This window comes from Huintestinicola sp., assembly GCF_051882455.1.
GTDB lineage: Bacteria > Bacillota > Clostridia > Oscillospirales > Ruminococcaceae > Huintestinicola.
In genome coordinates this window covers 68,219-82,614 of sequence record NZ_JBJERV010000063.1, presented here as the reverse complement: position 1 = coordinate 82,614, position 14,396 = coordinate 68,219, and the positions used below count along the sequence as shown (strand labels likewise).

The 14,396-nt window shown below is 50.1% G+C and carries 14 protein-coding genes; all 14 read left to right on the top strand.

From position 1 onward, the window contains the following. Window positions 1–1,794, top strand: a 1,794-nt coding sequence (gene mutL / locus ACI4J0_RS08655; protein ID WP_439765415.1) for a DNA mismatch repair endonuclease MutL, incomplete at its 5' end; no start/stop codon positions are given. Beyond that, entirely contained in the window at window positions 1,794–2,747 is a 954-nt protein-coding gene (gene miaA / locus ACI4J0_RS08650) for a tRNA (adenosine(37)-N6)-dimethylallyltransferase MiaA (RefSeq protein ID WP_439765414.1), read from the top strand. The genes mutL and miaA, both read left to right, overlap by 1 nt. 100 nt (window positions 2,748–2,847) lie before the next feature. Next, complete coding sequence (gene hfq, locus ACI4J0_RS08645) at window positions 2,848–3,099, top strand: RNA chaperone Hfq (RefSeq protein ID WP_432651090.1); 252 nt, start codon at window positions 2,848–2,850, stop codon at window positions 3,097–3,099. A 26-nt stretch (window positions 3,100–3,125) separates the two neighbouring features. Continuing rightward, the gene (locus tag ACI4J0_RS08640) at window positions 3,126–4,556 is read left to right on the top strand and encodes an HlyD family efflux transporter periplasmic adaptor subunit (protein WP_439765413.1); all 1,431 of its coding nucleotides are present in this window, start codon (window positions 3,126–3,128) and stop codon (window positions 4,554–4,556) included. Beyond that, entirely contained in the window at window positions 4,549–5,247 is a 699-nt protein-coding gene (locus ACI4J0_RS08635) for a YggS family pyridoxal phosphate-dependent enzyme (RefSeq protein WP_439765412.1), read from the top strand. The genes ACI4J0_RS08640 and ACI4J0_RS08635 overlap by 8 nt, the downstream gene beginning before the upstream one ends. 41 nt (window positions 5,248–5,288) lie before the next feature. Then, the gene (locus ACI4J0_RS08630) at window positions 5,289–5,762 is read left to right on the top strand and encodes a cell division protein SepF (RefSeq protein WP_439765411.1); all 474 of its coding nucleotides are present in this window, start codon (window positions 5,289–5,291) and stop codon (window positions 5,760–5,762) included. 26 nt (window positions 5,763–5,788) lie between these two features. Further along, a complete protein-coding gene (locus tag ACI4J0_RS08625) occupies window positions 5,789–6,577 on the top strand; it encodes an RNA-binding protein (RefSeq protein WP_439765410.1) in 789 nt (262 codons plus the stop codon). A 92-nt stretch (window positions 6,578–6,669) separates the two neighbouring features. Then, window positions 6,670–7,257, top strand: a complete 588-nt coding sequence (locus ACI4J0_RS08620; RefSeq protein WP_439765409.1) for a DivIVA domain-containing protein — start codon at window positions 6,670–6,672, stop codon at window positions 7,255–7,257. 31 nt (window positions 7,258–7,288) lie between these two features. Continuing rightward, window positions 7,289–10,102, top strand: a complete 2,814-nt coding sequence (gene ileS, locus ACI4J0_RS08615; RefSeq protein WP_439765408.1) for an isoleucine--tRNA ligase — start codon at window positions 7,289–7,291, stop codon at window positions 10,100–10,102. Next, a complete protein-coding gene (lspA, locus tag ACI4J0_RS08610) occupies window positions 10,102–10,611 on the top strand; it encodes a signal peptidase II (RefSeq protein WP_439765407.1) in 510 nt (169 codons plus the stop codon). The genes ileS and lspA overlap by 1 nt, the downstream gene beginning before the upstream one ends. After that, window positions 10,601–11,539 carry an RluA family pseudouridine synthase gene (locus tag ACI4J0_RS08605; protein ID WP_439765406.1) on the top strand — a complete coding sequence of 313 codons (939 nt, stop codon included), beginning with the start codon at window positions 10,601–10,603 and terminating at the stop codon, window positions 11,537–11,539. Before lspA ends, ACI4J0_RS08605 begins: the two co-directional genes overlap by 11 nt. After that, window positions 11,532–12,353 (top strand): Cof-type HAD-IIB family hydrolase, encoded by an 822-nt coding sequence (locus ACI4J0_RS08600; RefSeq protein WP_439765405.1) that lies wholly within the window; start codon window positions 11,532–11,534, stop codon window positions 12,351–12,353. Before ACI4J0_RS08605 ends, ACI4J0_RS08600 begins: the two co-directional genes overlap by 8 nt. Before the next feature lie 34 nt (window positions 12,354–12,387). Then, window positions 12,388–13,230: a transketolase gene (locus ACI4J0_RS08595; protein WP_439765404.1), complete on the top strand. Its 843-nt coding sequence runs from the start codon at window positions 12,388–12,390 to the stop codon at window positions 13,228–13,230. A 4-nt stretch (window positions 13,231–13,234) separates the two neighbouring features. Continuing rightward, on the top strand, window positions 13,235–14,185 hold the full coding sequence (locus ACI4J0_RS08590) for a transketolase family protein (protein WP_439765403.1): 951 nt from the start codon (window positions 13,235–13,237) through the stop codon (window positions 14,183–14,185). Window positions 14,186–14,396: the final 211 nt, after the last annotated feature.

Here is a 14,396-nt window from a genome sequence, read left to right as displayed (position 1 = left end):
AAGGACGAGGAATACGGCACCCACTACATCATCGAGGGCACCGAGGAAAAGCTTATAGAGCGCTCGGGCTGCCCCGACGGCACTACTATTATAATAAGGGATATTTTCTACAACGTCCCCGCCCGTCTCAAGTTCTTGAAGCAGGACAAATACGAGGGCAACGCCATTGCTTCTATCGTCAGCAAGATATCTGTTTCCCACCCCGAAATATCCTTCCGATTTATCCGTAATAACCGTCAGGAACTTTTCACTCCCGGAGACAACAGGCTTTACTCTGCCGTGTATTCGGTTTTCGGAAAGGAATTTGCGGCATCAATGCTGCCCGTTGACTACAGACTGGGGGGCATATCCGTTTCGGGATATACGGTAAAGCCCCTGTGGGGACGGAAAAACCGCTCCATGCAGCATTTTTTCATAAACGGCAGATACGTTAAATCCCTCACCTGTATGAGCGCATTGGAAGAAGCCTACAGAAACTGCATTATGGAGGGAAAATTCCCTGCCTGCGTTATTTTTATGGATATACCGCCCCAGACGGTGGATGTGAACGTTCACCCCGCCAAAACAGAGGTCAGATTTTCCGATGACAAGCTTATCTATGACGCACTTTATTTTGCGGTGAAAAACGCTGTTTTGCAGGACTCCAAGCCTGTTGAGCTGAACCTTGAGCGAAAGCCGAAAACAGAGGCGGATTATGCCGCGCCCATGTTCAAAGACCCGCCGAAGCCCGTTCAGACCGAGCTTCCCGAGACATCAAGATCGAAATTCACCGCGAAGGTCATACCCGTTTCCTGCACCGACAAGGACCAGTCCGAGCGGCTTTCGGACATAAGAGCGGTGAAAAACGGCGAGAGCTATGAGCATAAAATTCGTGTGGAGGAAATTCCCAGAGATTTTGAAAATAAATCGGGAAAAACCGCTGCCGAGCAGATGGAAATGGCAGTTGCCGCTGCGGAGGCAGCCTGGGCAGGGGCTAAGAATACGGAGATACATTCATCTCCCGAAACGCCGCCCGCCATCGAGCCGAAGTCTCCCCCAAAGCCCGAGACCCGGGATATTTCCCAGCATCTTCAAAGCGGCTACGGAAATACCGCCGATGATGAAGCTATAGAAAATCTGAAAGCCGAGCCTGTTAAGCAGGAGTTCAAATACATTGACAATAACGCCTTCAAGGAGCATAATGAGCCCGAAATGCCTGCGGAAAAGGAAGAGCCGCAGAAAGAGATATTCTTCCGCATTATCGGCGAAGCCTTCAGGAATTACGCCATTGCCGAGGTTGAGGACGGTATCCTCATCGTTGACAAGCACGCTGCTCACGAAAGGATACGGTTTGAAGATCTCAGAAGCGGCAGGGAGCATTTAACGGCTCAGCTGCTCCTTGTTCCCGAGGAGCTTACCCTTGATTACGGCGAGTATGATGCGCTGGTGAAAAATCTTCGCGTATGCGCCGACCTGGGCTTTGACATCGAAGCGGACAAGGCTCCGAGGGTCATTATAAAGGGCATACCCACAGTGCTTGACAAAAGGGACGCGGGGGAGACGGTAAGCGAGCTTGCGCAGAATTTTGCGGCTCACAGGCATGACCCTCTGCCTGAGATACTTGACGATATGTACCACACCATCGCCTGCCACGGAGCCATAAGAGCCAATGACAAAACCGATGCAGAGGAGCTGAAATATCTTGTATCAAAGATACTTTCCGACGAAAGGATAAGGTATTGTCCCCACGGCAGACCCGTAATGTTCAAGCTCACAAAGAAAGAGCTTGAAAAGCAGTTCCGGAGGATAGTGTAATGGTAAGCAATTCTGAAAAAATACCCGTTATCGTGGTCTGCGGTCCCACCGCTTCGGGCAAGACCGCAGTAGGCGTTGAGCTTGCCCTGAGACTTGGGGGAGAGGTGGTCTCAGCCGACTCTATGCAGATATACAAGGGGCTTGCCATATCCACCGCAAAGCCCTCTCCCGAGGAAATGCGGGGCGTTCCTCACCATCTTATGGATTTCCTCGAACCCGATGAGCCCTTCTCCGTAGCGGATTATGTTAAAATGGCAAGGGAGTGCATTTCGGATATCCGCAGCCGCGGAAAGCTGCCAATAATAGTCGGAGGAACGGGACTTTACATCAATTCTCTTATCGACAATATCTCCTTTGACCACATTGTTTCCGATGACAGCCTGAGAAAGGAGCTTGAGGCGGAAGCTTTGGAAATGGGCAAGGAGCATATGCACGAAAAGCTCCGCAGCCTTGACCCCGAAGCCGCGGACAGAATACACCCGAACAATGTGATAAGGGTCATAAGAGCCATCGAAATGTGTCTCCTGTCGGGACGGACGGGCAGCGAAAACAGGGAGGAGAGCCGAAAGAACGAGTCTCCCTATGAGCCTTGCATGATAGGTCTTACCTGCTTTGACAGGCAGGTGCTTTACAACAGGATAGACAGGCGCGTTGATAAGATGCTTGAGGCCGGACTTGAAGCGGAGGTAAGAGCCGTTTACGAAAAATACAGGCTCCGAACCGCCTTCAATGCCATCGGCTTCAAGGAGATGATACCCTACTTTGAGGGAGAGTGCTCCTTAGAGGAGGCAGCCGACAAAATCAAGCAGGAAACAAGGCATTATGCCAAGAGACAGCTCACATGGTTTCGTCGAGATGTACGAATTACGTGGACAGATACGGCAAATAGTGAACAATTTGACGGAATTATATCAAATTGCTTGAATATAGTAGCCAAATCAAAAATTATGTGATATAATTAAAAAGAATATGGAGCAGTATGCTCTGTGTCAGGTCATTCATTACTTGAAGAACCGAAAATAGATAGATAAAAAACCGAAAGGATGATATCAGATGAATAAAGCGCTTAATCTTCAGGACGTGTTCCTTAATCAGGCGAGAAAGGAAAGGATACCCATTACCTGTATCCTGACCAACGGCTTCCAGTTCAAGGGAGTTGTAAAGGGCTTCGACAGCTATGCGGTCATCATCGATGCCGACGGCAAGCAGGAGCTTGTTTACAAGCACGCAATATCCACAATAGTTCCCGCAAGACCAATTTCCATACTCGACGCGGAGCAGGACAAGGATACCGCCGAAAAGTGAGTATCCTCCGAAAGGAATGAACGGCGATGGAAAACGGCATAATGAAAGTCCTGTTCGTTCTGCTGGCGGGGCTTATCCTGTGCTCGGTGTTCAACAGCGTTTACACAAGCGTTACCGAGGAATACAAGACCCAGACTGCGGTCATCTATTCCTCAGCGGACAAGGTCTCGTTCAGAGGAGTTTATATCCGTGACGAATCCGTTATCAGGAAGAGCTACACAGGCGTTCTGAGCTATCCCATCTCCGACGGAAGCAAGGTCGCCAACGGCTCTGTGGTGGCATACGTTTACGGCAGCGAGAATGACATTGAGATAAACAGGAAGATACAGGAGCTTTCCGACGAGATAGACCTTTTAAAAGCCGCTCAGAACCCGGGAACGGTGCTTACCGCCGACCCCTCATTCATCTCGAGCCTTATCAGTCAGCGGTATCAGGCAGTGGCAACACGGCTTGCAAAGAAGGACATCTCCGATATAAAGAGCCAGCGGGACGACCTGCTCACCCTTATGAGCATCTATCAGATATCCGTAAAGCAGGAGGACGGCTATGACGACCGTATCGCCGAGCTTAACGGTCAGATAGACGAGCTTGTGAAAATGCGCAAAAGCAGCAAGTCGGAGATAGTATCTCCCGACTCGGGCTATTTTGTCAGCACCACAGACGGATACGAAAGCGTTCTCACAATGGAAAAGAGCGGCGAGCTTACTGCCGAGACCATCAAGGACGTTATCGCAAATGAAAGCTCTGCCGGGGCGAACAGGAACAAGAACGAGATAGGCAAGCTTGTAAGAGGCTATAACTGGAAGATAGCGGGAATTATCGACAATTCCGACAGCGTTTACAATCCGGGAGATACGGTAAAGCTGAGCTTTGCCTCCACTCCCGATACGGTAACAGCCACCATCGAGTCTCTTGAGCCCACCGAAGACCCAACCGAATGGACGCTTATCCTCCGCTGCGATGAGATGACCTTTGACCTTGTCCGCAAAAGAGTGGAGAGGGTCGAGATGACCTTGAATGACTTTGAGGGGATAAAGGTGCCCAGGGAGGCGCTGCGCTTCAACAAAAACAATGAAAAGGGCTGCTATGTCCTCTGGGGACAGAGAGTGCTTTTCAAAAAGGTGGATCCCATCTTCGAGAGCGAGGATTATCTGCTTTCAAGGCTCACCTCCAACGAGGAATATGTCTGCGTTTATGACGACATAATTATCGAGGGCGTCGATACAGCGGCATATATGGCTAATTCCGACGAAATAGTCACCAAGGAAGAGCCCGAGGAGGAGATACCTGTTTATACCGATGAAGTGATCTCCGAAACAGAGCCCTCCGAAACGGTTTCCGAAGAAACGGAGCCTTCCGCGGAAAGCGTTTCCGAGGAGACTTCCTCTTCAGAGGAGACCGCAGCAGAGCAGTCATTATCCGAAAACAATTCAGAGGGGGAAATTCACTTTGAATAACGATTTTGAGGATATTTCCGAAAATATAAAGCGGATACGCTTTAATATGGAGGAAGCAAAGGTCAGAGCGGGCAGAGAGAGTGACGACATCAGAATAATGGCAGTCACCAAGACTGTTTCCGCCGAAAGAGTAAATTTCGCAGTTTCACAGGGCTTTGAGCTTCTGGGCGAGAACAGAGTTCAGGAGTATCTGAGCAAAAAGGAACAATACGCAGAAAATGCCGAGATAAACTTCATCGGACATCTGCAAAGCAATAAAGTAAAATATATCATCGACAGTGTGACAATGATACAGTCCGTTGACAGCACCGAGCTTGCAAAGGAGATATCCGCAAGAGCTGTGAAACAGGGCAGGGTCATGGACATACTCTGCGAGGTGAATATAGGCGGAGAGGCTTCAAAAAGCGGCTTTTCTCCCGAAGCGCTTTACGATGGGATATCCCAGATATCCGAGCTTCCTGGGGTCAGGGTCTGCGGACTTATGACCATTCCGCCACCCACGGACAGCTGCGTTTATTTTGAAAAAATGCAGCGGCTTTTCGAGGATCTGAAAGCGTCGCCGCCGAAAAATTCGGCAATAACACTGCTTTCAATGGGAATGTCCGCCGACTATACGGAAGCCGTGAAATTCGGCACGGGAATGGTAAGGCTGGGCAGCGCGCTTTTCGGAGCGCGAAATTACAGCGTTTAAAATTTTTTAATAGATAAATCAGAGAAAGGAAGAAATAAAAAATGGGATTATTTGACAATATCAAGTCTGTGCTGGGGTTTGATAACGACCCCGATGGTTACGATGTAGACGAGGGAGGATATGATGATGGCTTCCCTCAGAACAATTCTGTTCCTCAGAATGAGGGCGGCTACGGTATGCCCAGAAATCAGGGAATGCCTTCCCCCGACAACAACAGGGTGAATATCCAGGTAACTGCACAGCTCCAGGTAATTCTTGTAAAGCCCGAGAAATTTTCCGATACCAAGGAGATAGCAAATCACCTTAACAACAAAAAGACCGTTGTTCTTAACCTCGAAGCCACCACACCCGATGTTACAAGAAGAATAATCGACTTCTTAGGCGGAGTTGCATATGCAAACGGCGGAAGCATAAAGCCCGTTGCAAACAACACCTTCATCATCACCCCCTACAACGTTGGGTTTCAGGGAGATGAGCTTTCGGCAGAGCTCGAAAGCAACGGAGTATTACTCTGATCTCACAGGAGAATTTGATGTAAGCTATGGGGCGTGACAAAAATTCCTTCATTGCCGCAAACAGGCTTGACGGGGAGGAAAAGCTGCTTGTTTCCCGTATCGGGGATATGCTTTCCATCTGCGAAAGGAGCTTTGCTCCGGGATTTTCGGGATTTCTGAGCGAGGGAGAACTGGCTCTGGCAGAAAAATTTCTTTCCTATATGTGCGCAGAGGGATACGAGCTTTTCGGCGGATATGAGGGTGCAATGCGGTGTATACTCTGCATTTATCCGGAGTATATGCAGCCTGAGCACGAAGCTTTTCCCCTTCGGACAGTGCGCTTTGACAGCAGGGGAGCCGCTTCCCTGACCCATCGGGATTATCTGGGCAGCCTTATGGCGCTGGGGATAAACCGCAGTCAGACGGGAGATATCCTCTGCGACGACAGCGGTGCCTATGCGGTACTGAGCCCTGCGGCGGCTGAAATGGCTGTGTATAACATCACAAAGATCGGCAGAGTGGGAGTAAAGACCCGCTATGCAGATGGTGAAGCACTGTCAAGAGAGGATAAATTCAGCGAAATTACCGCCACAGTGGCATCACTGCGCCTTGACTGCGTTATATCCGCAGCTTTGAGAGTCAGCCGTGAAAAGGCGGCAGCGCTTATTCGTTCGGGTTCGGTTTCGGTAAATCACGGGATTACGGAAAGCGTATCCGAAAATGTAGCGGAGGGAAGCATTCTGTCGGTGAGAGGTTCGGGCAGATTTATCCTTTCGGAAATAGGCGGCACCACCAAAAAGGACAGGCTGCATATCACAATAAAAAAATACATCTGAAGATCAAGTTTCCGCACCTGTCCGCAGCGGGTCCGGGGATAGGACAATGCCTGCGGAAAGCACAAAGCTCTCGAGAAAGGATGATTATATCAATGATCACAGCAATGGAGATAAACACCAAGCGTTTTGAACAGGCAAAGCCCGGTTATAAGCCCGAGGAGGTCGACGAATTTTTAAATCAGATCGCCGACCAGATAAGCAAAATGACCAAGGAAAAAGAGGACACCGAAAAGAAGATAGAAGTGCTTGTGGAGAGCATACGCCGCTACAAAGCCGATGAGGAAGCCCTCAAGGACGCAATGATCGGCGCTCAGAAGCAGGCAAGAGCCGTAATGGAGGAGGCAAGAGGAAAAGCCGACGCCATCATTTCCGAGGCTCAGCAGAAGGCGGAGCAGATAATTTCCGCCGCAAATGTGAAGGCCGACGAGATAATCGGCTCCACCGCCGTAAGAGCCCAGAGAGAGCAGGAAACTCTCGAGAGAATGCAGACAGCAGTGACCGAGTTCAAGTCCAATCTCCTCAGTATGTACAAGTCCCACCTTGAGCTTATCACCTCGCTCCCCGAGTCAGATACCGAGGAAAGAGAGGAGCCTGCGGAGGAGGTACACACACCCGTTCCCGACCCCGACCCCGAGGATATGACGGCAACAAGAGTTATCGACACCGCTTCAATGCAGTAAATTTTATTCCATTTAAGGAGAGTAAGTTAAAATGGCACAGGATTACAATACCACCCTGAATCTTCCCAAAACCGATTTCTCTATGAGAGGAAATCTCCCTCAGAAAGAGCCTGATATGATAAAAGAATGGGAAAGCGGAAGAATGTATTACAAGATGATCGAGAAGAACAAGTCACTTCCCAAATATGTTCTTCATGACGGACCTCCCTACGCCAACGGCGATATCCATATGGGTACCGCTCTCAATAAGGTGCTCAAGGATATCATCGTCAAGCAGAAGAATATGAGCGGCTGCTGCTCTCCTTATATTCCCGGCTGGGACACCCACGGACTTCCCATCGAGCTTAAAGTTCTCAAGCAGATGGGCGTTGAAAACGGCGCTGTTCCTCCCGTTGAGCTGAGAAAAAAGTGCAATGAGTATGCCCATTCCCAGGTAGCAAACCAGATGTCACAGTTCAAGAGACTGGGCGTTTGGGGCGATTTTGACGACCCCTACCTCACCCTCAAGCCCGAATTTGAGGCAAGACAGGTGGAGATATTCGGCGAGATGTTCAGAAAGAACTATATCTATAAGGGCCTGAAGCCCGTTTATTGGTGCCCCGACTGTCAGACTGCCCTTGCCGAGGCAGAGATCGAGTACGCAAACGACCCCTGCCACTCTATCTATGTAAAATTCAAGGTAACAGACGATAAGGGCAAGTTCACCGCCATGGGACTTGACCTTGACAAGACCTATTTCGTAATCTGGACAACGACCACATGGACCCTTCCCGGAAACCTTGCGATCTGCGTAGGCCCCGAGTATGAGTACACCGTTGTAAAGGCAGGCGGCGAGAACTATATCATGGCTGCCGAGCTTGCACCCATTGCAATGAAGGCAAAGGGCGTTGAGGATTATACGACAGAGGGCTGCTTCAAGGGAAGCGAGCTTGAGTATATGAAGACCCGGCACCCCTTTATGGGCAGAGAATCCATGGTTATTGTAGGCGACCACGTTACTCTCGAAAGCGGTACAGGCTGCGTTCATACCGCACCCGGCTTCGGCGTTGACGACTTCGAGGTCTGCAAGAAGTACCCCGAGATCGGCATAACCGTGCCCGTTGACTCCAAGGGCGTTCTCACCGAAGAAGCGGGCAAATACAAGGGCCTCAAGACCGACGAGGCAAATAAGGTGATCGCCAAGGACCTTGAGGAATCCGGCGCACTTTTCGCACTTGAAAAGATCGTCCACCAGTATCCTCACTGCTGGAGATGTAAAAATCCCGTGCTTTTCAGAGCCACCGAGCAGTGGTTCTGTTCCGTCAAGGACTTCAAGGACGATGCTATCAAGGCGATCGAAGACGTTCAGTGGATACCCGAATGGGGCGAGGACAGAATAAAGGGCATGGTCAGCGACCGCAGCGACTGGTGTATCTCCCGTCAGAGAACATGGGGCGTACCCATTCCCGTTGTATACTGCAAGGACTGCGGCAAGCCCGTTGTTACCGATGAGACCATCAAGGCAATTTCCGATATGTTCCGCGCCGAAGGCTCCGATTCCTGGTTCATCAAGGAACCGAAGGACTTTATCCCCGCGTCCGTCAAGTGCGAATGCGGCTGCGGCGAATTTGTAAAAGAGACAAATATTTTCGATGTATGGTTCGACAGCGGCGTTACCCATACCGCTGTTATGAAGGAAAGAGGCTTTGACGTTCCCGTTGACCTCTATCTCGAGGGCGCAGACCAGTACAGAGGCTGGTTCCAGTCCTCCCTCCTCACCTCCGCCGCAACAGGTCAAAAGGCACCCTACAAGGCAGTCTGCACCCACGGCTGGGTAGTAGACGGCGAGGGCAGAGCAATGCATAAATCCCTGGGCAACGGCGTAGATCCCAAGGATATCACCGACCAGAACGGCGCAGATATCCTGAGACTCTGGGTAGCCTCCTCCGATTATCATTCGGATATCAGAATTTCCAAGGAGATCTTAAAGCAGCTTGCGGACACCTACAAGAAGATCAGAAACACCGCAAGATATATCCTGGGCAACATCTGCAACGGCAGCGGCTTTGACCCCGACAAGGATATGGTAAGCCCCGACAAGATGCTTGATATCGACAAGTGGGCGCTTGTCCGCCTTGACGCCCTTATCGACAAGGTAAAATCAGCCTATGACGCATTCGATTTCCACGTAGTAGTCCACAGCATACACAATTTCTGCGTAACGGATATGTCCAATTTCTACCTTGACATCATCAAGGACAGACTTTACTGCACACCCGAAGCAGCACCCGAAAGAAGAAGTGCCCAGAGCGCAATGTATATGATACTGAGCGCCGTATCGAGAATGATCGCTCCCGTGCTTTCATTCACCGCCGAGGAGATATGGAAATATATCCCCCACAGCTCCGCAGACGATAAGGAAAGCATTTTCCTCAATCAGATGCCCGAAAAGACAGGAGTATCCGTTGACGATGCATTCACCGCAAAGTGGGATATGATATACAGCGTCCGTTCTTCCGTGACCAAGGCACTTGAGCTCAAGAGAGCGGAGAAGTTCATCGGAGCGTCCCTCGAGGCAAAGGTAACTCTCCACGCCGACAGCGACGAGCTTTATGCAAAGCTTTCCGCAGTTGCAGGCGACCTTGCCGAGGTGTTCATCGTTTCCGCCGCAGAGGTCGTTAACAACGGCGACGGCGAATTCAAGTGCGAAGATCCCTCATTTGACGGCAAGCTTTCCTTCAGCGTAGAAAAGGCGTCGGGCAGCAAGTGCGAGCGCTGCTGGAGCTACAGCGAGACCGTAGGCACAAACGCCGAGCATCCCACTCTCTGCAAGCGCTGCGCCGAGCAGATAGTGTTCAGAGCATAATGATAATACTTTTCTGGATACTCACCGCCGCATTTATGGTCATCGACAGGCTCACAAAGGCGGCGGCTGAGGCAAATATAGGCGAGAGCGACCATATCCGAGTGATAACCGCGGGAGATACGGATATCTTAGCCTTTTCCCTCCACAAAAACACAGGAGCGGCATTCAGCAGCTTTACGGGCAAGACCGTTGCCCTTGCAGCAGTCACCGCCATAGCTCTCGTCCTCATAACCATATATTTTCATCGTCAGAAGCATAAGCACCCCCTTATGACCGTTTCCTATGCAATGATAGTTGGCGGCGGCATAGGCAATCTCTATGACCGCATTTTCCAGGGGTATGTAACGGATTTTATCCGTCTCTTTCCCTTTAACTTCATCTTCAACTTTGCGGATATCTGCGTGGTCATAGGAGCCATATTGCTTATAGCCTATTACCTTTTCATTGACGAGAAATATCTGAAAAAATTCGCTCCTACCCAGTCCTCCGAGGTGGAAAATGACAAGTGACAACGTAATAATGCTCACCGCCGACGAGACCCACAGCGGAATGAGGATAGATAAGCTTCTTTCCTCCTGCGGGGGAGAAATTAGCCGCAGCCTGGCAGCAAAGATAATTGCAGATGGCGGAGTCACCGTAAACGGAAAGACCGTCAGCAAAAGCTGCACCATAAATGCGGGAGACGAAATAACCGCCGTTATCCCCGAGCCCGAGCCCCTTGACGTCCTCCCCGAGAATATCCCCCTGGATATAATCTACGAGGACGACTATCTTCTTGTTGTCAATAAGCCCAAGGGAATGGTAGTCCACCCAGCGGCGGGAAATTATACGGGAACCCTTGTGAACGCCCTTATGTACCACTGCGGAGACAGACTTTCCTCCATAAACGGCATTATCCGTCCGGGAATAGTCCACCGCATCGACAAGAACACCAGCGGACTTCTTATCGTCGCCAAAACAGACACCGCCCATACGGGTCTTGCGGCGCAGATAAAGGAGCACAGCTTCACCAGGGAATACCGCGCGGTCATATGCGGCAGACTTTCGGAAAAAGAGGGAACGGTAAACGCCCCCATCGGCAGACACCCCACAGACCGCAAGAAAATGACCGTCACCGAGCGAAATTCCAAGAACGCAGTGACACATTACACCGTCCTCCGTGAGTACGATAAATACTCCTTCATAAAGCTCAGGCTTGAAACAGGGCGCACCCATCAGATACGCGTCCATATGGCATATATCGGACACCCTGTGCTGGGAGACGACGTTTACGGCAAGCCCTTCAAGGGCATTGACGGGCAGTGTCTCCACGCAGGCAAAATAGGCTTTGTCCACCCCATAACCTATGAGTATATGGAGTTTGAAAGCGAGCTTCCCCAGTATTTCTGCGATGTGCTCCGAAAAATAGGGGACGGCGAAACGAGGCAGTATGTTTAAGGATAGATCAAAAATAATATTGTTCAGCGATATGGACGGCACCCTTCTGAACGCCGACAAGACCCTTTCGGAGGAAAATCTGAAAGCTATACTGAGGCTTCGCGAAGCGGGGGGCAAATTCGTAGTCGCAACGGGAAGAGTCCTGCAGGCAACAAGGCATTATTTTGCGCCTGTGGGAGTGGATTTCCCGGTAATACTCTGCAACGGCGGAATGATATATGACTGCGGTAACAATAAGGTGATGTGGTCCGAATATCTTCCCGAGGAAAAAGCACGGGCAATGATAGCAAAGCTTCTGAAAAAATTCCCCGAAGCCTGCGCTGAGATATGTACCCCGGACGGCATTTACGACGTTCAGATGAACGATTATGAGCGCCGTCACTGGAAAATAGGCGGCTTTACCGCCGAAATAATGGACTCTCTCGAAAGCGTTCCCTCGGGCAATTGGTGCAAGGTGCTTTTCGCAATGCCCGAGGAGAGCATAAAGCCCTTTGAAGAATATGCAAAGAGCCTTGAATATGCCGAAGACGTTGAATACATCACCTCAAGCACGATCTTTCACGAAATGCTGCCGAAGAACTGTTCAAAGGGCTCAGCAATGAAAAAGCTCCTTGAGCTTTACGGAGAAGCAGACAGCGTTACCGCAGCCATCGGGGATTTCAACAATGACCTTGAGATGCTAAGAAATGCGGATTTTTCCGCCTGCCCCTCCAACGCCATAGATGAGGTAAAAGCGGCGTGCAACATGGTCTGCAAATCGGACTGCTCCCACGGAGCGGTAGCCGAATTGATAGAATATATATTAAATTCCTGAATTACGGGAATGTTTGAAAGGATGATTTTAACTTATGGATCAGACGCTTAAGAAGCAGCTTGAGATCACAGCCTGCAAGGTTAGAATGGGGATCATCGAGGGCGTATACAACGCAAAATCGGGACATCCCGGCGGATCTCTTTCAATTGCTGATTTAGTCACCTACCTTTATTTCCGCAAAATGCACGTTGATCCCAAAGATCCCAAAATGGCAGACAGAGACAGACTTGTTCTTTCAAAGGGACATACAGCTCCCGCAGTCTACTCCGCACTTGCACTGAGAGGATTTTTTGATATTGAAGAGCTCAAAACGCTCCGTAAGATAGGCTCCCGTCTCCAGGGTCATCCCGATATGAAGCATATTCCCGGAATTGATATGTCCACAGGCTCTCTGGGACAGGGCATATCCGCAGCCTGCGGAATGGCACTCTCAGGCAAGATCTCCTGCGACAGCTACAAGGTATATGCTATCCTCGGCGACGGTGAGATCGAAGAGGGACAGGTATGGGAGGCAGCAATGTTTGCCGCTCACAATAAGCTTGACAATCTCGTTGCCATCGTGGATAACAACGGTCTCCAGATCGACGGCAAGATCACCGAGGTATGCTCGCCTATGCCCATCACCGATAAATTCGAGGCATTCGGCTGGCACGTGATCACAATGAACGCCCACGATTTTGATGATATCGAAAGAGCCTTTGACGAGGCAGAAAAGATAAACGGACAGCCCGTAGCTATCATTCAGAAGAGCGTAAAGGGCAAGGGCATTTCCTTTATGGAGAATCAGGTAGGCTGGCACGGCTCCGCACCCAACGCAGAGCAGTACGAGCAGGCTATGGGCGAGCTTAAAGCTCAGCTTGAGAAACTGGAGGGCTAAGACAATGGCAGATGTAATCAAAAAACCTACAAGAGAAAGCTATGGCGAGGCTCTGGCAGAGCTCAGCAGCGAATATCCCGACCTTATCGTCCTTGACTCCGACCTTGCGGCAGCAACAAAGACAGGCATATTCAAGAAAGCCTGCCCCGAGAGATTTTTCGACTGCGGAATAGCCGAGGCAAATATGATGGGCGTAGCCGCAGGTATCGCTACCACAGGCAAGAAGGTATTTGCAAGCTCCTTTGCAATGTTTGCGGCAGGAAGAGCATTTGAGATCGTAAGAAACTCCATCGGCTATCCTCATCTCAATGTAAAGATCGGCGCAACACACGCAGGCATATCCGTAGGCGAGGACGGCGCAACTCACCAGTGCAACGAGGATATCGCCCTTATGAGAACTATCCCCGGAATGACAATCATCAACCCCGCAGACGATGTTGAAGCAAAGGCAGCCGTAAAGGCAGCACTTGACTTCGAGGGACCCGTATATATGCGCTTCGGACGTCTTTCCGTACCCGTTATCAACGATAAGGACACCTACAAGTTTGAGCTTGGCAAGGGCGTTCAGCTCAGAGACGGCAGCGACGTGACCATCATCGCAACAGGACTTATGGTAAACGAGGCTCTTGTGGCAGCTGAGACACTTGCAGCAGAGGGAATCAGCGCAAGAGTTATCAATATCCATACCATCAAGCCCATTGACAAGGACATCATCTGCAAGGCTGCGAAGGAAACAGGCGTTATCGTTACAGCCGAGGAGCACAGCGTCATCGGCGGACTTGGCTCAGCAGTAGCCGAGACAGTAACAGAGTGCTGCCCCGTTCCCGTTATCAAGGTAGGCGTAAACGATGTGTTCGGACACTCGGGACCCGCTCTTGATCTTCTCAAGGAATTTGGACTTTGCGCTGAAAATGTTGTTGCAAAGGTCAGGGAAGCAGTTAAGCTCAAGAAGTAATTCCCACAGAAATATTTCGCTCCCTTGCAGTCAGATGCAGGGGAGCTTTTCTGTAATTATATAATAGCACATTTGTTTGAATATGTCAAGTAATTTTAGAACAAAAGTTTGGAAACATAATAAATTTGTATATCTGCACAAATACATAAGCTCTTATTTGTTAAAAAATTTTGGGGGACGGCTTTCCCGTCCCCCAAAAACGTTCTGAATT